This is a genomic window from Burkholderia sp. MSMB1498, assembly GCF_001526245.1.
Classification (GTDB): Bacteria; Pseudomonadota; Gammaproteobacteria; order Burkholderiales; family Burkholderiaceae; genus Burkholderia; species Burkholderia savannae.
Genome location: NZ_LOYJ01000121.1, coordinates 65,982 through 85,350, shown reverse-complemented (window position 1 = coordinate 85,350; position 19,369 = coordinate 65,982). Strand labels below are relative to the sequence as shown.

General features: G+C 68.5%; 18 protein-coding genes and 1 tRNA gene. 8 read left to right on the top strand and 11 right to left on the bottom strand.

Going from position 1 to position 19,369, the window contains the following annotated elements; all coding sequences use genetic code 11:
• Positions 1 to 50: 50 nt before the first annotated feature.
• Positions 51 to 3,620 (bottom strand): transcription-repair coupling factor, encoded by a 3,570-nt coding sequence (mfd, locus tag WS91_RS28615; protein ID WP_197422289.1) that lies wholly within the window; start codon positions 3,618 to 3,620, stop codon positions 51 to 53.
• A 20-nt stretch (positions 3,621 to 3,640) separates the two neighbouring features.
• Between mfd and ispD the strand changes: the two genes are divergently transcribed.
• Positions 3,641 to 4,351, top strand: coding sequence for a 2-C-methyl-D-erythritol 4-phosphate cytidylyltransferase (gene ispD, locus WS91_RS28610; RefSeq protein ID WP_038744672.1), 711 nt, complete (start codon positions 3,641 to 3,643; stop codon positions 4,349 to 4,351).
• 40 nt (positions 4,352 to 4,391) lie between these two features.
• The gene (ispF, locus tag WS91_RS28605) at positions 4,392 to 4,880 is read left to right on the top strand and encodes a 2-C-methyl-D-erythritol 2,4-cyclodiphosphate synthase (RefSeq protein ID WP_038744671.1); all 489 of its coding nucleotides are present in this window, start codon (positions 4,392 to 4,394) and stop codon (positions 4,878 to 4,880) included.
• 579 nt (positions 4,881 to 5,459) lie between these two features.
• Here ispF and WS91_RS28600 read toward each other — a convergent pair.
• The 4 genes from WS91_RS28600 to ompR form a co-directional block, all read right to left on the bottom strand.
• The gene (locus WS91_RS28600; protein ID WP_038744668.1) at positions 5,460 to 5,987 is read right to left on the bottom strand and encodes a carboxymuconolactone decarboxylase family protein; all 528 of its coding nucleotides are present in this window, start codon (positions 5,985 to 5,987) and stop codon (positions 5,460 to 5,462) included.
• A 77-nt stretch (positions 5,988 to 6,064) separates the two neighbouring features.
• Positions 6,065 to 6,613, bottom strand: a complete 549-nt coding sequence (locus WS91_RS28595; RefSeq protein WP_038744667.1) for a peroxiredoxin — start codon at positions 6,611 to 6,613, stop codon at positions 6,065 to 6,067.
• Positions 6,614 to 6,811: 198 nt separating this feature from the next.
• Complete coding sequence (locus tag WS91_RS28590; RefSeq protein ID WP_038744665.1) at positions 6,812 to 8,170, bottom strand: ATP-binding protein; 1,359 nt, start codon at positions 8,168 to 8,170, stop codon at positions 6,812 to 6,814.
• Positions 8,171 to 8,237: 67 nt separating this feature from the next.
• Positions 8,238 to 8,972, bottom strand: coding sequence for an osmolarity response regulator transcription factor OmpR (gene ompR / locus WS91_RS28585; RefSeq protein WP_004192636.1), 735 nt, complete (start codon positions 8,970 to 8,972; stop codon positions 8,238 to 8,240).
• Between the two features lie 78 nt (positions 8,973 to 9,050).
• Between ompR and WS91_RS34875 the strand changes: the two genes are divergently transcribed.
• The 4 genes from WS91_RS34875 to WS91_RS28570 all read left to right on the top strand — a co-directional run bounded on the left by WS91_RS34875 (position 9,051) and on the right by WS91_RS28570 (position 12,480).
• Entirely contained in the window at positions 9,051 to 9,233 is a 183-nt protein-coding gene (locus WS91_RS34875; RefSeq protein WP_009904927.1) for a hypothetical protein, read from the top strand.
• Entirely contained in the window at positions 9,233 to 9,529 is a 297-nt protein-coding gene (locus tag WS91_RS28580; protein WP_059643035.1) for a hypothetical protein, read from the top strand. The genes WS91_RS34875 and WS91_RS28580 overlap by 1 nt, the downstream gene beginning before the upstream one ends.
• Before the next feature lie 208 nt (positions 9,530 to 9,737).
• On the top strand, positions 9,738 to 11,150 hold the full coding sequence (locus WS91_RS28575; protein WP_059671484.1) for a DUF1800 domain-containing protein: 1,413 nt from the start codon (positions 9,738 to 9,740) through the stop codon (positions 11,148 to 11,150).
• An 82-nt stretch (positions 11,151 to 11,232) separates the two neighbouring features.
• On the top strand, positions 11,233 to 12,480 hold the full coding sequence (locus tag WS91_RS28570) for a DUF1501 domain-containing protein (protein ID WP_059671485.1): 1,248 nt from the start codon (positions 11,233 to 11,235) through the stop codon (positions 12,478 to 12,480).
• Between the two features lie 16 nt (positions 12,481 to 12,496).
• Here the strand turns inward: WS91_RS28570 and hpnD are convergent, their stop codons facing one another.
• Entirely contained in the window at positions 12,497 to 13,333 is an 837-nt protein-coding gene (gene hpnD / locus WS91_RS28565; protein ID WP_059671475.1) for a presqualene diphosphate synthase HpnD, read from the bottom strand.
• 225 nt (positions 13,334 to 13,558) lie between these two features.
• On the opposite strand from hpnD, the gene WS91_RS28560 reads away from it, so the two are divergent.
• Positions 13,559 to 13,645 (top strand) — tRNA-Leu (locus WS91_RS28560).
• A 67-nt stretch (positions 13,646 to 13,712) separates the two neighbouring features.
• On the opposite strand, the gene WS91_RS36490 is transcribed toward WS91_RS28560, so the two are convergent.
• Entirely contained in the window at positions 13,713 to 13,904 is a 192-nt protein-coding gene (locus WS91_RS36490) for a hypothetical protein (protein WP_145986762.1), read from the bottom strand.
• Between the two features lie 49 nt (positions 13,905 to 13,953).
• Here WS91_RS36490 and WS91_RS28555 point away from each other — a divergent pair, with 49 nt between their 5' ends.
• Positions 13,954 to 14,613, top strand: coding sequence for an MEKHLA domain-containing protein (locus WS91_RS28555; protein ID WP_231752109.1), 660 nt, complete (start codon positions 13,954 to 13,956; stop codon positions 14,611 to 14,613).
• A 281-nt stretch (positions 14,614 to 14,894) separates the two neighbouring features.
• Here WS91_RS28555 and WS91_RS28550 read toward each other — a convergent pair whose 3' ends face one another.
• The 4 genes from WS91_RS28550 to WS91_RS28535 all read right to left on the bottom strand — a co-directional run bounded on the left by WS91_RS28550 (position 14,895) and on the right by WS91_RS28535 (position 19,138).
• A complete protein-coding gene (locus tag WS91_RS28550) occupies positions 14,895 to 15,518 on the bottom strand; it encodes a phospholipase D family nuclease (protein ID WP_038744658.1) in 624 nt (207 codons plus the stop codon).
• Positions 15,519 to 15,708: 190 nt separating this feature from the next.
• On the bottom strand, positions 15,709 to 16,818 hold the full coding sequence (locus WS91_RS28545) for a class II histone deacetylase (protein ID WP_038744656.1): 1,110 nt from the start codon (positions 16,816 to 16,818) through the stop codon (positions 15,709 to 15,711).
• Positions 16,819 to 16,864: 46 nt separating this feature from the next.
• Positions 16,865 to 18,052, bottom strand: coding sequence for an MFS transporter (locus WS91_RS28540; protein WP_059671473.1), 1,188 nt, complete (start codon positions 18,050 to 18,052; stop codon positions 16,865 to 16,867).
• Positions 18,053 to 18,082: 30 nt separating this feature from the next.
• Positions 18,083 to 19,138, bottom strand: a complete 1,056-nt coding sequence (locus WS91_RS28535) for a porin (RefSeq protein WP_038744653.1) — start codon at positions 19,136 to 19,138, stop codon at positions 18,083 to 18,085.
• Positions 19,139 to 19,369: the final 231 nt, after the last annotated feature.

Sequence of the window (19,369 nt, the reverse complement as noted above, 5' to 3'; positions counted from 1 at the left end):
ACCGCCGACCGCCGACCGCCGACCACCGACCACCGACCACCGACCACCGACTACCGCGCCGCCGCCTGCGCGCGCGACTGCTGCGGCTGGCCGAGCGCGCGCAGCGTCTCCTTCACCGTCGACACGCGCACCGCGAGGTCCGGCGTGCGCGTCTCGATCCGCAGCTTGTCCTGGCCCGCGAGCTTGACGTGCCGGTGCTTCTGCACCATCTCGATGATCCGCATCGGATCGATCGGCGGATTCGGCACGAACTGCAGCCCGATCGCGGCCTCGCTCGCGTCGATCTTCACGATGCCGAGCGGCTTCGCGGCAAGCCGCAGCCGGTGCGTCTCGACGAGCGCGTGCGCCTGCGGCGGCAGCTTGCCGAAGCGGTCGATCAGCTCTTCCTGGATGCCGTCGATCGCATCGCCGTGCTCGCAGTTCGCGAGCCGCTTGTACAGCGACAGCCGCTCCTGCACGTCGCCGCAATAGTCGGCGGGCAGGATCGCGGGCGCATGCAGGTTGATCTCGGTCGTCGCGGCGAGCGGCGCGGTGAGGTCGGGCTCCTTGCCGTTCTTCAGCGCCTTCACCGCGTCGTTGAGCATTTCGGTGTAGAGCTGGAAGCCGATCTCGTGAATCTCGCCCGACTGCTTGTCGCCTAGCACTTCGCCCGTGCCGCGGATCTCGAGGTCGTGCATCGCGAGGTAGAAGCCCGAGCCGAGCTCCTCCATCTGCTGAATCGCCTCCAGGCGACGCTGCGCCTGTTTCGTCAGCGCCTGCGGATCGTGGACGAGCAGGTACGCGTACGCCTGGTGGTGCGAGCGGCCGACGCGCCCGCGCAACTGATGCAGTTGCGCGAGGCCGAACTTGTCGGCGCGGTGCATGATGATCGTGTTGGCGCTCGGCACGTCGATGCCGGTTTCGATGATGGTCGTGCAGAGGAGCACGTTCGCGCGCTGCGCGACGAAATCGCGCATCACGCGCTCGAGCTCGCGCTCGTGCATCTGGCCGTGCGCGATCACGATGCGCGCCTCGGGCACGAGCACCTCGAGCATCGCGCGGCGGTTCTCGATCGTCTCGACCTCGTTGTGCAGGAAATACACTTGGCCGCCGCGCTTGAGCTCGCGCAGCATCGCCTCGCGGATCACGCTCTCTTCCTCGCGGCGCACGAAGGTCTTGATCGCGAGCCGTTTCTGCGGCGCGGTGGCGATCACGGAGAAGTCGCGCAAGCCTTCGAGCGCCATGCCGAGCGTGCGCGGGATCGGCGTCGCGGTCAGCGTGAGCACGTCGACCTCCGCGCGCAGCGCCTTCAGCGCCTCCTTCTGGCGCACGCCGAAGCGGTGCTCCTCGTCGATGATCACGAGGCCGAGCCGCTTGAACTGCACGTCCGACGACAGCAGCTTGTGCGTGCCGATCACGACGTCGACGCTGCCTTCGTTGATCTGCGCGATCGCCGCGTTCACTTCCTTCGTCGACTTGAAGCGCGACAGCTCGGCGACCCTCACGGGCCAGTCGGCGAAGCGGTCGATGAAGGTCTGCGTGTGCTGCTCGGCGAGCAGCGTCGTCGGCGACAGGAGCGCAACCTGCTTGCCGCCCATCACCGCGATGAACGCCGCGCGCAGCGCGACCTCGGTCTTGCCGAAGCCGACGTCGCCGCACACGAGGCGGTCCATCGGCTTGCCGCTCGTCATGTCGCCGATCACGGCCGCGATCGCCGCGGCCTGGTCGGGCGTTTCCTCGAAGCCGAAGCTGTCGGCGAACTTCACGTAGTCGCGCGGTTCGAGCGCGAACGCGTGACCCTCGCGCGCCGCGCGGCGCGCATAGAGGTTCAGGAGCTCGGCCGCCGTGTCGCGGATCTGCTGCGCCGCGCGGCGCTTCGCGCGCTCCCACTGGCCGGAGCCGAGCGCGTGCAGCGGCGCGCTGTCCGGATCGGCGCCGCTGTAGCGCGAGATCACGTGCAACTGCGCGACGGGCACGTACAGCTTGCTGTCGCTCGCGTATTCGAGATGCAGGAACTCGGTCTCGCCTTCGCCGAGATCCATCGACACGAGGCCCATGTAGCGGCCGATCCCGTGCTGCGCATGGACGACCGGATCGCCCACCTTCAGCTCGGACAGGTCGCGCACCATCGCGTCGACGTTGCTCGCCTGCTCCTGGCGGCGGCGTCCCGCGCGGCGGCCGAGCGCGCCGTACAGCTCGGTCTCGGTGACGATCGCGTAGCCTTCGCCCGGCACCGCGAAGCCGTTCGCGAGCGGCGCGACGCCGAGCGCGAAGCGCTCGTCGCTCTCGAGCCACGCGGCGAAGCTGTCGCTGCCCGCGGGCCGCAGATGGTGCTCGGCGAACAGTTGCGCGATCGTCTCGCGGCGGCCGGCCGATTCGACGGTGAAGAGCACGCGGTTCTTCGTCGTGTCGAGATACGCGGCGAGCGCGGCGAGCGGCGCGTCCGAGTGGCGCTCGAGCGCGAGGTTCGGCAGCGGCGCCGCCCAGCCGCCCGACGGTTGCGCGGGCAGCGCGACGCGCGCGAACGGCTTCGCGAGCGTGTAGAAATCGTCGTCGGACAAGAAAAGGCGCTGCGGCTCGAGGATCGGCCGCTCGCGATCGTGCGACAGGAACGCGTAGCGCTGCTTGGTGTCGGCCGTGAAGCGCCGGATCGCCGTGTCGAGATCGCCCGCGAACACGAGATGCGCGCCGTCGGGCAAGTAGTGAAAGAGCGTCGCCGTCTCGTCGAAGAAGAGCGGCAGATAGTATTCGATGCCGGCCGACGGCACGCCGTTGCCGATGTCCTTGTAGATCGGCGCGCGGCTCGGGTCGCCCTCGAAGGTTTCGCGCCAGCGGCTTCGGAACGCGGTGCGCGCGGCTTCGTCGAACGGGAACTCGCGGCCGGGCAAAAGGCGCACGTCGCGCACCGGGTAGAGGCTGCGTTGCGTGTCCGGATCGAACGCGCGGATCGAATCGACCTGGTCGTCGAACAGGTCGATCCGGTACGGCAGCGGCGAGCCCATCGGGAACAGGTCGATCAGCGAGCCGCGCACGCAGTATTCGCCGGGGCGCACGACCTGGCTCACGTGCTCGTAGCCGGCGAGCGTCAATTGCGCCTTCAGCTTCGCCTCGTCGAGCCGCTCGCCCTGCGTGAACGCGAACGTGTACGCGGCGAGGAACGACGCGGGCGGCATCCGGTAGAGCGCCGTCGTCGCGGGCACGAGCAGGATGTCGCAGCGGCCTTCGCCGAGGTCGTGCAGCGTGGCGAGCCGCTCGGAGACGAGATCCTGGTGCGGCGAAAACGTGTCGTACGGCAGCGTCTCCCAGTCGGGCAGCACGCGCACGCGCGCGTCGGGCGCGAAGTAGCCGAGCTCGTGCGCGAGCCGCTGCGCGTCGACCGCGTTCGCGCAGATCACGGCGAGAAGCGGCACCTGCGCGCGGTGCGCGGCGAGGTAGCGGGCGATGACGAGCGCGTCGGCGGAGCCGTGCGCACCGTCGAACGCAAAGCGTTGGCCCGCCTTGACGAGCGCGATGGGGGACTGCGAAGGAGAGGCGTTGTCTGACATAACGAGCGGCTGGTTGGCTGGCGCCGGATGGCGGGCGAGCTCGGCGCGGCGCATCGAGGCGAAAGACGTATTATAAAATCCGTCTTTCGATTTCATCTTTCCCGGCGTTTCTTTCCGTGACTTCCCGACTTTTCGCCCTGATTCCGTGCGCGGGCACCGGCAGCCGTTCCGGCTCCGCGTTGCCGAAGCAATACCGCACGCTCGCCGGACGCGCGCTGTTGCACTACACGCTCGCCGCATTCGACGCGTGCAGCGAGTTCGCGCAGACCCTCGTCGTGATCTCGCCCGACGATACCCACTTCGACGCCCGCCGCTTTTCCGGCCTGCGCTTCGCGGTGCGGCGCTGCGGCGGCGCATCGCGCCAGGCGTCGGTGATGAACGGGCTGATCCAGCTCGCCGAATTCGGCGCGACCGACGCCGACTGGGTGCTCGTGCACGACGCCGCGCGGCCCGGCATCACGCCCGCGCTGATCCGCACGCTGATCGGCGCGCTGAAGGACGATCCCGTCGGCGGCATCGTCGCGCTGCCGGTCGCCGATACGTTGAAGCGCGTGCCGGCGGGCGGCGACGCGATCGAGCGCACCGAGCCGCGCGCCGGCCTCTGGCAGGCGCAGACGCCGCAGATGTTCCGCATCGGGATGCTGCGCGACGCGATCCAGCGCGCGCAGCTCGATGGCCGCGACCTGACCGACGAAGCGAGCGCGATCGAGTGGGCGGGCCATACGCCGCGCGTCGTGCAGGGCAGCCTGCGCAATTTCAAGGTCACGTATCCGGAGGATTTCGACCTTGCGGAGGCGATCCTCGCGCATCCCTCACGCGCTTGCTGAACCGAATTTTCACCATCGCATCACACTCGGATCGAATCACATGGATTTCAGAATCGGACAAGGCTACGACGTGCACCAGCTCGTTCCCGGACGCCCGCTCATCATCGGCGGCGTGACGATCCCGTACGAGCGGGGGCTCCTCGGCCACTCGGACGCGGACGTGCTGCTGCACGCGATCACCGACGCGCTGTTCGGCGCGGCGGCGCTCGGCGACATCGGCCGTCATTTTTCCGACACCGATCCGCACTTCAAAGGCGCCGACAGCCGCGCGCTCTTGCGCGAATGCGCGGCGCGCGTCGCGCGGGCGGGCTTTTCGATCCGCAACGTCGACAGCACGATCATCGCGCAGGCGCCGAAGCTCGCGCCGCACATCGACGCGATGCGCGCGAACATCGCGGCCGATCTCGGCTTACCGCTCGATCGCGTGAACGTGAAGGCGAAGACGAACGAGAAGCTCGGCTACCTCGGCCGCGGCGAAGGGATCGAGGCGCAGGCGGCGGCGCTCGTCGTGCGCGAAGCGGCGGCGTAGGCGGGCGGGATCGGCGTGACGGGCAGGAACGGAGGGAACGGCGGGAACGGCAGGAACGGCAGGAACGGCAGGAACGGCAGGAACGGCAGGATCGGCGGGAACGGCGGGATCGGCGGCGTGGGCCGCATGCGCAGCGGCATCGGCGGCCGGCGCGGCGCGGACGGCGCGCGTATCCGGCCGTGGAGAGGCTGAGCCGAGGCGGGCGGCGGCGCTTCTTGTCGCGGGCAATCGGCTCGACGCAGGCCGCGCGACACAGGCCGCACAGCCGCACAGCCGCCGCAACCGTTCGAACTGGCGAGGGCGCTCGAGGCCGCCCGCCTCACGCGACCGATGCGGTTCGGCGTGCGACGCAGGCAAGCGCGCCGGCCGTCATCAACCGAAGCAGCCGATCGGTTTGATCGAAGCGCAGGAAGCCTGCCATCACGCTTCGCCGCGCGGGTCATTCCACCGCACGCGCGCAAACGAAAACGCCACGCGCAATTGCCGCGTGGCGTTTTCGTTTCGACGGCCGCATTCGCGCATTCGCGATTGCGCGCGCCGACGGCGCTCCGTATCCCGCTTATTTGCCCTTATTTGCCCTTACTTGCCTTCGGCCGCAATCACCTGCGCGGCGGCATTGATCACCGACGCGATCCGGCCGACGTCGCGCAGCTGCGTGACGGTCATCCCTTGTTCGTTCTTCAGCAGCGCGTAGTGCGACTTCACGCAGAAGTGGCACTTGCCGACGATCGACGCGGCGAGCGCGTACATCTCGAACTTGCGCTTGTCGACGCCGCCGTGCGACGCGTACGCGCCCATCCGCAGCTCGGCGCGCTGCGTTTTCAGGTCGGCGTCGTCGGCCATCTCGACGTACGGATACCAGGTGTTGTTCATCCCCATCAGCGCGGCCGCCGTCAGCGCCGCGTTGGTTTCCTCGGGAGACAGCACGCCGGCTTCGCGGATCGCCGTGACGAGCGCCGGGCTTTTCGCGGCGAACGCCGCCGCGAGCGCCGCGCCCACCGCGTCCGTGCCTTCGAGCGACGAGCGCGAGATCGTGCCGTCGAGGTTCAGGCGAATGTCCTTCGCGTAGTCGGGAATGAGCGCCTTAATCGAATCGATGAATTCCATTGATATCTCCTATGATTGGGCCGTTAAAAAAGCCCGCAGGCAAGACACAGCGCCGCGGGCTTTCGTGCATCGAACGCTTACAGCGTCGCGCCGCCGATCGCGCGGTTGCACGGGCAGAGCTCGTCCGTTTGCAGGCCGTCGAGAATGCGCAGGATTTCTGCCGGGCTGCGGCCGACGTTCAGGTTGTTCACCGACACGTGCTGGATCGTGTTGTCCGGGTCGACGATGAACGTCGCGCGCAGGGCGACGCCCGCTTCCTTGTCGCGCACGCCGAGCTGGTCGATCAGTTCGCCCTTGACGTCGCCGAACGAGTAGTGGTTCAGCTTGTCGAGATCCTTGTGCTCACGGCGCCATGCGAGCTTGACGAATTCGTTGTCCGAGCTGCCGCCGAGCAGCACGGCGTCGCGCTCTTCGAACTGCTTCGTGAGCTTCGCGAATTCGACGATTTCGGTCGGGCAGACGAACGTGAAGTCCTTCGGGTAGAAGTAGACGATCTTCCACTTGCCCGGGAACGACGCTTCGGTGACGGTCTCGAAAGCCGACTGGCCGTTTTCTTCGTGGTTGTTGAAGCCCGGCTTCGCGGCCACAACGGTGAAAGCTTCGAGTTTATCGCCCACGGTCTTCATGCGGATGCTCCTGTATGAGTTGGAAAAAAATGCCACCTGCGGTCAAGCTACCGATGCGCTGCAACGTTTCCGTGACAGCATGGGCAAAACTATAACGCTATTATATTATTCTTTCAATAGATTTTAACTAACGACTCTCATAGAAAAATTCAAAGACGTCGATAGGGTTCGACCACCGAATGGGGGAGTCGTCGTGCGTCACGCGGCCGCACGCGCTTTCGCGCTCGGAAACTCCAGCGTGACTTCGAGGCCGGCGTCGGGCGTGCGGTTGCGCAGCCGCAGCGTGCCGCGGTAGCGGTTGACGAGGCGCAGCACGATCGCCATGCCGAGGCCGGTGCCGTCCGCCTTGCTGCGCGCGGTGTCGACACGATAGAACGGGCGCATCACGAGCGGCAGCTGATCCTCCGGAATGCCCGGGCCCTCGTCGGAGACGACGAGCTCGACGCGCGCGTGCGTCGCGCGCGTTTCGAGCAGGATGCGCGCGATGCCGTCCCGCTTGCTCTGCCCGTACTTGCGCGCGTTCTCGACGAGGTTGCCGATCACGCGGCGCATGTCCGTCTCGTCCGCTTCGATGACGGCCGCGGGCGCGAGGCGGATGTCGAGCTGCACGCCGTCCTCGCTGACGATCCGCGCCGCGACCTCGCGCGCGACGTGCGACAGGTCGACGGGCTCCGGCGTGCGCTGCGCGGGACGCGCGTAGTCGATGAACGCGGTGATGATGCGATCCATCTGCTCGATGTCGTCGACCATCGCGTCCTTCGTCGCCTGGTCGGACGGGCTCATCTCGGTTTCGAGGCGCAGCCGCGCGAGCGGCGTGCGCAGGTCGTGCGAGATCCCCGCGAGCATCAGCGCGCGGTCCGCTTCGAGCTGCTCGAGATCGCGCACCATCTGGTTGAAGCTGCGGTTGGTCTCGGCCGCGACGCCCATGCCGCGCTCGGGCAGCGCCTCGGGCGTCTGGCCCGAGCCGACCTTGCTCGCGGCGAGCGCGAGCCGCGAGAACGGCTGGTTCACGAGGCTCGTGATGAACGCCGAGCCGATCAGCGACAGCGCGAGCGCGAAGAGGCCCCAGCCCGCCCATTGCAGGCCGGTGACGGTGTCGAGCTGATCGCGGTCGAGCGCGACCCAGTAGTCGTCGTCGTCGATCTTGAAGCTGATCCACACGCCGGGGATGTCGTTGACCGATTGGGCGATCACCGTGTCGTCGCCGAGGCGGCTGCGAATGTCGTGCTCGATCAGCCGGTTCAGCGATTCGTCGGGCTGCAGCTTGAACTTGTCAGTCTTTTCGCGCGGATACACGCGCACGCCTTCGTTGCTCTCGAGATCCTGCAGCAGCGCGCGGCGCAGATCGGGATCGGAATAGAGAAGGGCGGTGCGCGTGAGCTTCACGATCGCGACGAGCTGCAGCGCGACGCGCTGCGCGCGCGGCTCGCGCTCGATTACCCGGAAGCTCTGGAACCACGCGGCGAGACTGACCGCGATCAACAGCGCGATCAGCAGGAAGGTGCGCCAGAAGAGCCCGCCGAAGACGAGCGTCAAAAGGCGCCGGTCGATACGCATAGGACTGGTCGTCTAACTGGCGTCAAAGGCGTGGCGTCGAAACGCGCGTGCCGCGTTGAAACGGGAATCAGGCCGCACCGTCGGGGATGAAGACGTAGCCGAGACCCCACACCGTCTGGATGAAGCGCGGGCTGCCCGGATCGGGCTCGATCAGCTTGCGCAGGCGCGAGATCTGCACGTCGAGGCTGCGATCGAACACTTCGTATTCGCGGCCGCGCGCGAGCTCCATCAGCTTTTCGCGCGACAGCGGCTGGCGCGGATGGCGCGCGAACACCTTCAGCACCGAGAATTCGCCCGTGGTGAGCGGAATCTCCTGGCCGGATTTCGTGAGCGTGCGCGTCGCGAGGTTCAGCGAGAATTCGCCGAACTCGAACACCTCGGTCGTCTCGGAGGGCGCGCCCGGCAGCTCGGCGGGCGCCTGGCGGCGCAGCACCGCGTGAATGCGCGCGACGAGCTCGCGCGGATTGAACGGCTTCGGCAGGTAGTCGTCGGCACCCATCTCGAGGCCGACGATGCGATCGACATCCTCGCCCTTCGCGGTGAGCATGATGATCGGCGTGCGGTCGTTGCTGCCGCGCAGGCGCCGGCAGATCGACAGGCCGTCCTCGCCCGGCAGCATCAGGTCGAGCACGAGCAGATCGAAACGCTCGCGCACCCAGAGCTTGTTCATCGCCGTCGCGTTCTCCGCGACGTACACGTTGAAACCCTGCTCGCCGAGATAGCGGCGAAGCAGATCGCGCAGGCGCGGGTCGTCGTCGACGACGAGAATTTTCGAGGGGTTTTTCGTTTCCATGAGCGGCATCTTATCGCGATTAGGAAAAACCGCGCGGTTGCGGCTTTCGACGGGTTACAGTCAGTTACAAAATTTACCCGCGCTATTGTGCGGAGTAAAGACAGTCACGACAGACTCCTTTACTCGAAGACGACATTCGGTGGATACTCCATCCACTTAACATTTACATGGTTTGCACGCCCGATTCTCGCAGGGTTTGTTCGTGTGCCAAAGGTAGCCGGTTGCCGCGTGACGAAGGGAACAAAACGACGAAAGAGGCGAGGCCAGTGATGCGGCCGACGAAGATGGCATTCGCGCTGGCGCTCGCGTGCGCCGGCTTCCTCGCTTCGGACTTCGCTTGCGCGCAGCGCTCGGATCGCGGCGCCGCGCCGTCGCACAAGGTGCCGCGAGGCAACGGCGCAGCGGGGCGTTCCGCGCAGCCCGAGCGCGGCGAGTCCTCCTCCCGCGCGGCCGCGGTTCCGCCCGATCTCGAACAGCGCCGCCGCGACGGCCACATGACGCCCGAAGAGCGTCACCTCTTGCGTCAGCATATCGAAGACGCGGTGCGCGAACTTTACAAGCGTTGAATCGTTAAATCCGGCGCGCCGCCGGGCGCTTCCCGCCCCGAAAGATTCCGTATCAATTCATTCGTCAACTGCGCATCGGCGCGAGCCGTTGAATCGCCATCACCGACGGCGCGCGCGGCGCGCGCCGCCGTGGTTTTCCACTTTCGGAGAGCGGTCGACGATGAGCGATTCGAGCACGGCCGGGCGGCCCCCGGCGAAAGCGGACCGGATGCCGGCCGCGATGCAGACCCTTCTCGATGCGGACGAGGCGCGCTTTCTGCTGACGCGCACCGGCTTTTCGCCGCCGCCGCGCGATGTCGAGCGCTTCGTCGGCATGACGCGCGCGCAGGCGCTCGCCGAATTGCTCGACGGCACGCGCACGCAAAGCGTCACGCCGCTGCCCGACTGGGTGCGCGAGCTGCCGCCGTCGCGCGCGGCGCGCGCCGCGTTCTCGCCCGACGAGCGTCGCGCGGAGCAGCAACTGCGCAATCGCCGCTACGACGAGCTGCGCGCGTGGTGGATGCGCGAGATGCTCGCGACGCCGTCGCCGCTCACCGAGCGGATGACGCTCTTCTGGCACAACCACTTCACGTCCGGCCAGGACAAGGTGCCGTTTCCGCAAACGATTGCAGTGCAGAACGTGCTGCTGCGCGCCGACGCGCTCGGCAATTTCGGCGCGATGCTGCACGGCGTCGCGAAGGACCCGGCGATGCTGCAGTACCTCGACGGCGCGAGCAATCGCCGGGGCCGCCCGAACGAGAACTTCGCGCGCGAGGCGATGGAACTTTTCACGCTCGGCGAGGGCCACTATACGCAGCGCGACGTGTCCGAGGCCGCGCGCGCGTACACGGGCTGGAGTCTCGATCCGGATACGCTCGCATACGTGCTGCGGCCGAACGTCCACGACGACGGCGTGAAGACGGTGCTCGGCGAAACCGGCCGCCTCGACGGCGACGCGGTGCTCGACATCCTGCTCGCCCGCCCCGAGACCGCGCGCTTCGTCGCAGCGAAGCTGTGGCGCGAGTTCGTCTCCGATACGCCCGATGCCGACGTCGTCGAGCGCGTCGCCGCGCGATTCAGGCAGAGCGGCTACGACATCAAGGCGGCGCTCGCGGCGCTGCTTTCGTCCGACGCGTTCTGGGACGATCGCAATCGCGGCGTGCTCGTCAAGTCGCCGGCGGAGTTCGTGGCCGGCACCGTGCGGCTTTTCGACGTCGACTACGGCGATGCCGCGCCGCTCGCGAACACGCTGCGCGCGCTCGGCCAGAACCTGTTCTATCCGCCGAACGTGAAGGGCTGGCCGGGCGGCGCGACCTGGATCAACAGCTCGACGCTGCTTGCGCGCAAGCAGTTCGTCGAGCAGATGATGCGTGCGACGGAAGCGCCCGGCATGCGCGCGGCGTCCGTTTCCCGCGACATGGCAGGCAAGCCGGCGCCGGCGCGGCGCGCAATGCGCTTCGATCTCGATGCGTGGCTCGCCGCGTATCGGACGAAGCCGCAGGCGCAGCCGAGTCTGTCGACGCAGTTGCAGCTGCAGCACGCGGTGCTGCCGCTCTCGCCCGTCGCGGCGATCGAGGCGGGCGCGACGAGCAGCGCGTATTTGCAGGCGCTGCTGATGGACCCGGCGTATCAACTGAAGTGAAGGACATGAAAACGATGACGATGAGATTGCGCGCGGCTCGGCGGCGCGCGGGCCGCGTCGAATGCAGAACGAGGAAAGCAAGATGAAACGACGCGATTTTCTGGCCTTGGCGAGTCTCGCCGGCGCGGCGGGCGTATCGCTCGCCGCGCCGCACGCGTTCGCGGCCACGGCGGCGGCCGCCTCGGGCGCGATCGGGGCGGCGGGCGCGCCGCGTGCCACGCGCTATTCGAACCTGCTGATCCTCGTCGAGCTGAAGGGCGGCAACGACGGGCTCAACACGGTGATTCCGTACGCGGACCCGCTGTACCGCGCGCTGCGCCCGACGATCGGCATCAAGCGCGAGCAGGTCGTGCAGCTCGACGAGCGCGCCGCGCTGCATCCCGCGCTCGCGCCGCTCATGCCGATCTGGCGCGACGGGCGGCTCGCGATCGTCGACGGCGTCGGCTATCCGCAGCCGAATCTGTCGCATTTCCGCTCGATCGAGATCTGGGACACAGCGTCGCGCGCGGACGAGTACCTGCGCGAGGGGTGGCTCACGCGCGCGTTCGCGCAGGCGAGCGTGCCGCCCGGCTTCGCCGCGGACGGCGTCGTGCTCGGCAGCGCGGAAATGGGGCCGCTCGCGAACGGCGCGCGCGCGATCGCGCTCGTTAATCCCGCTCAGTTCATTCGCGCGGCGCGGCTCGTGCAGCCCGTGTCGCTGCGCGAGCAGAATCCCGCGCTCGCGCACGTGATCGACGTCGAGAACGACATCGTCAAGGCGGCCGACCGGCTGCGTCCGCACGCGGGCACGCCCGCGCTCGCGACCGCGTTTCCGGGCGGGCCGTTCGGCGCGTCGGTGAAGACCGCGATGCAGGTGCTCGCCGCGTGCGACGCGCCGCAACGCACGCCGATGCCGGGGCAGGGCGTCGCGGTGCTGCGCCTCACGCTGAACGGTTTCGACACGCATCAGAACCAGCCGGGCCAGCAGGCCGGCTTGCTGAAGCAACTGGCGGAAGGGCTCGTCGCGATGCGCTCGGCGTTGACCGAGCTCGGGCGCTGGAACGACACGCTCGTGATGACGTATGCCGAATTCGGCCGGCGCGCGCGGGAGAACCAGAGCAACGGAACCGATCACGGCACGGCCGCGCCGCATTTCGTGATGGGCGGCCGCGTGCGCGGCGGCCTGTACGGCGCGCCGCCCGCGCTCGCGCGGCTCGACGGCAACGGCAATCTGCCTGTCGCGGTCGACTTCCGCCAGCTCTATGCGACGGTGCTCGGCCCGTGGTGGGGGCTCGACGCGACGAGCGTCCTCGAGCAGCGTTTCGAGCCGCTGCCGCTGTTGCGCGCGTGACGGGCGGCGGCGCGCATCAGCGGCGCCGCGCGGCGCGCCACGCGATCCACAGCTTGCGGATCGGCGTGAGCGCGAGCCGCTGGTGCAGCACCTGGAAGCCGTCGCGCTCGATCTCGTCGAGCACCGCGAGCGCGAGCGCGCCGAGCGCGCGCAGCGTGCGCTGCGCGCGGCGCTCGTCGGCGGGGATGCCGGACAGCGCCGCGTTGAGCGCGTCGCGCGCGCGTGACGCCTGGAAGCGCATTAGCTCGGTGTACGCGGGGCTGTAGCGGCGATTGAGAAGATCGGAGGCCGTCACGCCGTAGCGTTGCAGCTCGTCGATCGGAATGTAGATGCGGCCCTGGCGCGCGTCCTGCCCCAGATCCTGCACGAACTGCGCGAGCGTCAGCGCATGCCCGAGCGGATGCGCCCAGCGCGCGTCGCCTTCGGCCGGCGGATTCGCGCTCGCGCGCGCGACGAGCGCGGCGAACGTGCCGCCCGTATGGTCGACATAGCGGCGCAGATTCGCGAAGTCGAGATAGCGCGCCTGCTCGAGATCCATGCCGTAGCCGGCGACGAGCGTCTGCAGCGCGCTCGCTTCGCGCGTGATGTCCGGATGGTGCGCGGCGAGCGCCTGCGAGACCGGGTGCGACGGATTGCCCGCCGCGAGCTCGGCGAGTTCCTTTTGCCACCACGCGAGCTTCGTGTGGCCGATGGTCGGATCGCTGACTTCCTTCACGGTCTGTTCGAGCTCGCGGCGCAGCGCGAAGAGCGCGGTGACGAGCGGCTGGCGCGCGAGCGGCGCCTGGCGCAGCGCATAGTAGATGCTGGAGCCGGGCGGCGCGGCTTTCTGCTGGCAATATTCGTCGAAATTCACGGGGCAGGAACGAGTGGAGCGAGATCGGCTCGGGGGCGCGGGGACGTTCGACGGCAGGGCGTCGCGGCCGCCGTGCGGGGACAACGGCGAATTCTAGCATCGCGGCAAAAGAGAGGCCGGCTGCTAGAGACAAGTGTAGGGAGATCGGTTAGAATCTCGCGCTCGCGCTTTTCGGGCGGTCGCGAAAGCGACGCGCAGCCCCGTTCGGCGCAGCATTTTTCGCGTGCGTGAGTGGCGAAATTGGTAGACGCACCAGGTTTAGGTCCTGACGCCCGCAAGGGCGTGCCGGTTCGAGTCCGGCCTCACGCACCATCCACGCTTTCCGAGCTTCCGTCGAGCCGGTCGAGATCGGTTCCATCGCGCCCGAGTCGCGCGTTTCTCACCGGAAGCGCTTCCGCGAAATTTCTCCAGCCGCCGCTTGTCGACGGCGGTCGTTGTGATCGAGCGCGAATTCTCTCGTTGGCTTCACGCGTTGCGCGCGGGTTTGCACGGGCATTCGCCCACTCGTCTGTTCATCCGTTCCGCCGTTCATCTTCCACGAGGCGGCCGAGCGCGTCTTCATCTTCAGCATGCATGGCTCCAGCCGCGCTTGATCGGCTCACGGTTCGGCGCGTCGAGTCGTGCTGCGCGCGCTGCGCTCGAACACTGCATCCTGGCGAGCGGCCGCCCTCGACTCGGAGATCGGGCGACTTGCCGGCCGCGTCGACGCGGGCTTCGAACCAGGCGCACAATCTGCAGTCGATTCGTTGCGACGCGCGCGCAGCGGCGTCTTCGGCCGTTATCGCGCGACTTCCTCAATCCCTTGCCAGAACGACGCCATGTCCCCTTCACTTGCGCTGGACCCGGACTTCCTCGAACTCCTCGCCGGCAGCCATCTGCGGCTGACCGGCACGCCGCTCGTCGCTCCCGAGTTGCCCCGCGCGGACGCCCCGCGCTGGCTCTACGAGGACGCCCCGTTTTGCGTGCTCGCCCACGACACCGCCGCCGACCCGCGCTATGTCTACGCGAACAGGACTGTGCAGCGCTGCTTCGAATACAGCTGGGACGAGATGACCGCGTTGCATTCGCGGTACTCGGCCGAGGAGCCGAATCGCGACGAGCGCGCGCGGCTGCTCGAAGCGGTGCGAACGCGCGGATTCGCAACCGGCTATCGCGGGCTGCGCATTGCGAAGTCGGGGCGGCGCTTCTGGATCGAAGACGTCACCGTCTGGAACCTGATCGATCGCGACGGCACCTATCGGGGGCAGGCGGCGACCTATCGCCGGTGGACGGATGCGTGAACCGTGGCGAGCGGCCGCCGAGCGTCGCGCGCGGAGCGCGACGGCGAAGCGCCGTGGGCGGCGGCAAGCGGCGGGGCGGCAAGCGGCGGTAGGCAGTAGTAAGCGGATCGCGCGCCGCGAACGCGTCGCCGGGCGATTGCGGCGCGCGCGCGGTTTCGCGCCGCGCTCGCCGCAATCGACATGTACGTCGGCTCGTCGGCGCGCTGCGCGAACGGCTCGCGCGAGCGAACCGGCGAGCGAGCGCGCCCTGACGCCGGCCCGCCGCCGCCCAGGGCCCGCGCTCAATAAGTCGACCGATAGTTGGCCCCTTGATCGAACCGGTTCTGCCAGTGCTTCAGGTACTGCGCGGCGAGCGCCGGATTGTTCCAGACGACGAGCACGTTCTCCGAATTGCGCGCGGCCGCCGCGGCGCTGTAGTTGAACGAGCCCGTCTCGACATGGCGGCCGTCGACGACGATGTACTTGTCGTGGTGGATCGCATAGCGGTCGATCGTGCGCGTCGGCACCTTCGCGTTGACGAGCAGGTTGAGCGCCTGCTTCGACGCCTTCGAGCGATTGCCGTCGTTGTCGACGACGATCGCGACGTCGACGCCGCGGCGATGCGCGTCGAGGAGGGCGCGCACGACCTTCGGCGACGTGAACGAATAGCCCGCCAGACGGATCGACGCGCGTGCCGCGCCGATCACCTTCAGCACGAGCGTCTCGGCGCCGCCGTCAGGCGAGAACGCCGCTTCGACGACTTGTCCCGCGGGCGCTTCCCTCGATGGCGACGGCAGCGCGTCGGCGATCAGCTCGAAGAGGCGGGCGATCAGCGAATCGGAAGCCGTCTTGCTGACGGCGGGCGGCGCGGCGGACAGGAAAACGGCGGCGAGACACGCGGCGGCGAGCCGCTTGGGCAACTGCATGCGATTCTTGGGCGTTCGAAACTGAAGAGGACGAGAGTGTAACGGCATCGGCGCGATTTTCGCCGATTCTTTTCGCCGCTTTTTCCGTCGCCTCGCCGGGACGTTTCTGTCGACGCCCGCCGACGAACGGCGCCGCGCGGCGCCGTTTCATGTCGTTTCGTTTCGCTTTGGATCGCCCGAGCCGCCGCGGTCAATAACCGAAGCTCGTCGCCATCTCGTCGATCAATTGCCGCTGGAACGCGCCGAAGCGCTCGCCCGGCTGCTGCGCGATCGCGAGCTCGAGCATCGGGTCGGCGACGTCGGTGCGAACGCCCGACAGCGCCTCGACGATCGCGTGCCCGCAAAACGGTACGTAGGCCTCCGAATAACCGCCCTCGTGGACCACGACGAGCCGCCCGCCGCAATGCCGTTGCGCGGCCTGCATCAGCGCGTGCGTCATGAACCGGTAGCTTTCGCTGTGCAGCTGCATGCGCGCGAGCGGATCGACCGCGTTCGCGTCGAGCCCGCTCGCGACGACGACGAGCTCTGGCTTGAACGCGTCGAGCGCGGGCAGCACGATGCGCTCGAACGCGTAGCGATACGCGTCGTCGCCCGCGCCCGCGAGAAGCGGAACGTTGAGGTTCGCGCCTGCGCCCGCGCCCGCGCCGCGCTCGTCGGCGCCGCTGTAGCCGGGCGGAAAGCAGCGGTCCTGATGCAGCGAGATCGTCAGCGTGTTCGGATCTTCGTAGTAGATCGCCTGCGTGCCGTTGCCGTGATGCACGTCCCAGTCGATCACGGCGACGCGCTCGATCCGATGCTTCGCGCGGGCGGCCTCGAGCGCGATCGGAATGTTCGCGAGCAGGCAAAAGCCCATCGGTTTGTCGCGCAGGCAATGGTGGCCGGGCGGGCGCGACAGCGAGAACGCGTTCGCCGCGCGCTCGGCGAGCACCGCGTCGACGGCGGCGAGCGCGAGCCCCGCCGACAGCGCCGCGATCTCGTAGCTCCCCTTGCCGAACGGCGCGAGCTCGCCGAGATCGCCGCCGCCCGCGTCGCTCGCGCGCTTGAACGCTTCGAGGTAGTGCGCAGGATGGATGCGCCGCAGATCGGCGCCGGTCGCGGCGGGCGCGCTCAGCATGTCGAGATGCGCGGCGAGCCCCGACGCGTGCACGAGCGACAGCAGGCGCCGTTTCGAATCGGGCGATTCCGCGTAGCCCGCGCTCGACGGCGGCTGCACCCATCCGCCGACCGGAAAGAACAGCGCATGCGCGCCGCCCGTGTGCCAGAAAGTGCGTTCGTCGGTGAAGAAAGCGGTTTTTTTCATTGCGATGAGCTGAAACGATGAAGGAGGAGGGGAACGACATGCGGCGTCAATGCGCGTCGCGTTCGACGCGCAGCAGCGCCGCGAGCGATGCGATCGACACGATCGCCGCGACCGAGAACAGCGCGCGCAGCGTGCCGCCGCCGTCGAGCAGCAGCCCGGCGACGAGCGGCCCGGCAGCGAGCCCCGAGCCGATCACGAGATTGAGCGTCGCGATCAGGCGGCCCGTCGCGTCGATGGCCGCCACGCTCGCGAGAATGAACGGCAGGACGAACGTCCACGCGAACTTGAAGCCGAAGATCGCGATCGTGTAGCCGGTTGCGTTCGGCATCGCCGCGAGCATGACGAGCGACGCGGCGAGGATTCCATACCCCGCGAACAGCATCGCGCGCCGCGCGGCGCGGCCGCCGAGATACGACGCGAGCGCGGCGCCCGCGATTCCCATCAGGCTTGCGATCGCGAGCACGTTGCCGCTTGCCTGCGCGCCGAAGCCGACCGCGGACGCCGCCTTGTTCGCGAACGTCCACACGCCGCCTATCGCGAGATAGAACGTCAGCACGCCGGCGATCGCAAGCGCGGCCGGTGCGCGCGCCATCGGCCGATGCGCGCCGCGCTCGCTCGCGGGCCGTGCGCGCGGCACGGCCGGAAAGCGGCTCGCGAGCGGCGCCGCGCACACGGCGAGCGCGGCGAGCACGACGTACAGCGCGCGCAAGCCGACCGCGTCGAACAGATGCGGCAGCAGAAAGAGGCCCGCCGCGCCCGCGATCAATTGGCCGACGACCCACAGCCCGTAGACGCGATCGCTGTTGCCGCTCGCCGCGGCGCTCGTCATGCAGAGCACCATCAGCGTGCCGCCGCCGAGCGCCGTCGCCGCGCGCAGCGCGAGCAACGGTACGAAGCCCGGCATCAGCGCGGCGGTCGCGAGATTGCCGGCGCAGAACACGGCGGCCGCGCACCACGCGACGCGCCTCGCGTCGACGCGGCCGAGCCACAGATACGACGGCAGCGTCGCGAGGCTGAACGCGCCGAGCTCGACGAAGAAATACGTGCCGATCTGCGACGCCGACAGCCCGAGCTGCGCGCCGAGCTGGCCGGCGACAGCCGGCGCGACCAGCAGCAGGAGCGGTGTAATCGCTGCGAACGCGACGAGCGCGGCGAGCGTGCCGCTCGTGAAATCGGGCGCATCGGCGGGCGGCGTCGCCCCCGGCGGCGCCGCATCTTGCAGCAGAGTTCTCATGGTCGTGCTCTCCAAGGCTCGAATCGGGATTCAGAAGACGTGATACATGCCGAGCATCGCGCCGAACTGCGACGCGCCGGCGAGCGGCGTCGGGTCGTATTCGTAGACGGTCTGCGAACTCCGGCCGCTGTTCTTCGCGTAGCCGAGGTTCAGGTAAGCGACGGTGCGCTTCGACAGCGAATACGTCGTGCTCGCGATGAAAAGCGTCGGATGGCCGATCTGCGGCGTCGGCGAATCGGTGTGATAGACGCCGCCCGCGAAACCGAAGCGGCCGCTCGTCTGGTAGCGCGCGCCGCCCCAGACGATCGTGCGAGCGGGATCGAGCTCGCCCGTCATCCGCTCGACGCCGGCATAGACGGTGAGCGGCAGCGACGCGAACGCGTAGCGCGCGGCGAGCGTGCCGATGTCGCGCCGCAGCGCGGAGCGATCGGCGCCGCCGTCGATCGTGCCGTGCGACTGGTGCACGACCGCGCTCGCCGACAGCCCGTTGCTCGTGAACTGGCCGCCGAGCTCGAGCACGCGGCCCGCGCGCGAGTGGCCGGCGATGCCGCCGGTGGCGGCGAGCGCCTCGAAGTCGAAGCCGGCGAACGTCGCGGACTGGATCTTGATCGAGTTGTCGATGAAGTTCGCGGACAGCGGCACGAGCACGCCCTGGCCGCTGTACGACGCGTACCAGAGCGGATCGTAGAAGAGGGTCTTGTCGAACAGCGTGCTGAACTGGCGGCCGAGCGTGACGGTGCCGGCCGGCCCGCCGATGCCGACGTACGCGCCGCGAAAGAACGCGTAGCCCGGCACGGTCGCCGTGCCGTCGTTCAGGTTGATGCCTTGCTCGAGCTTGAAGAGCGCGCGCCAGCCGCCGCCGAGGTCCTCTTCGCCCTTCAGGCCGATCTGGGAAGGCAGGATTCCGTAATTTTGCAATCGCCATGCGGCTTTCTGGCCGTCGGCGCGTGACAGATACTGCACGCCCGCATCGGCGACGCCGTAGAGCGTGAGCGTCGACTGCGCGTGCGTCGGATCGGACAGTGCGGCGAGCGTCGCGGTTGCGGCGAGCGCGCGTCGTCTGCGAGTGTTTCTGAACGTCCTCATCGCTTCGTTTCTCCAAACCGTGTAATCGTTGTCGTTCGGGGGGCGTTGGCAGTGTCGGTAGCGGCAAAGCCGCTGCACAGCCGTTCAGATGAACGATGCGGAAAACCCTCAAGGCATCCTGAATGCCGTCGCGCCGCGGCGCGCGCGTGCGGCCGCGGCGCGGCGGCGCCGATGATGCGGTGCGGCAACGCGCCGGCACCGTTCAAATGGATGGGGCATTCGCGGGTTCGC

Excerpts from the sequence above, each read along its gene's own strand:
- mfd (WP_197422289.1), bottom strand. The coding sequence starts at position 3,620 with ATGAAATCGAAAGACGGATTTTATAATACGTCTTTCGCCTCGATGCGC.
- ispF (WP_038744671.1), top strand. The coding sequence starts at position 4,392 with ATGGATTTCAGAATCGGACAAGGCTACGACGTGCACCAGCTCGTTCCC.
- WS91_RS28600 (WP_038744668.1), bottom strand. The coding sequence starts at position 5,987 with ATGGAATTCATCGATTCGATTAAGGCGCTCATTCCCGACTACGCGAAG.
- WS91_RS28595 (WP_038744667.1), bottom strand. The coding sequence starts at position 6,613 with ATGAAGACCGTGGGCGATAAACTCGAAGCTTTCACCGTTGTGGCCGCG.
- WS91_RS28590 (WP_038744665.1), bottom strand. The coding sequence starts at position 8,170 with ATGCGTATCGACCGGCGCCTTTTGACGCTCGTCTTCGGCGGGCTCTTC.
- ompR (WP_004192636.1), bottom strand. The coding sequence starts at position 8,972 with ATGCCGCTCATGGAAACGAAAAACCCCTCGAAAATTCTCGTCGTCGAC.
- WS91_RS28580 (WP_059643035.1), top strand. The coding sequence starts at position 9,233 with ATGCGGCCGACGAAGATGGCATTCGCGCTGGCGCTCGCGTGCGCCGGC.
- WS91_RS28575 (WP_059671484.1), top strand. The coding sequence starts at position 9,738 with ATGCCGGCCGCGATGCAGACCCTTCTCGATGCGGACGAGGCGCGCTTT.
- WS91_RS28570 (WP_059671485.1), top strand. The coding sequence starts at position 11,233 with ATGAAACGACGCGATTTTCTGGCCTTGGCGAGTCTCGCCGGCGCGGCG.
- WS91_RS36490 (WP_145986762.1), bottom strand. The coding sequence starts at position 13,904 with ATGCTGAAGATGAAGACGCGCTCGGCCGCCTCGTGGAAGATGAACGGC.
- WS91_RS28550 (WP_038744658.1), bottom strand. The coding sequence starts at position 15,518 with ATGCAGTTGCCCAAGCGGCTCGCCGCCGCGTGTCTCGCCGCCGTTTTC.
- WS91_RS28545 (WP_038744656.1), bottom strand. The coding sequence starts at position 16,818 with ATGAAAAAAACCGCTTTCTTCACCGACGAACGCACTTTCTGGCACACG.
- WS91_RS28540 (WP_059671473.1), bottom strand. The coding sequence starts at position 18,052 with ATGAGAACTCTGCTGCAAGATGCGGCGCCGCCGGGGGCGACGCCGCCC.
- WS91_RS28535 (WP_038744653.1), bottom strand. The coding sequence starts at position 19,138 with ATGAGGACGTTCAGAAACACTCGCAGACGACGCGCGCTCGCCGCAACC.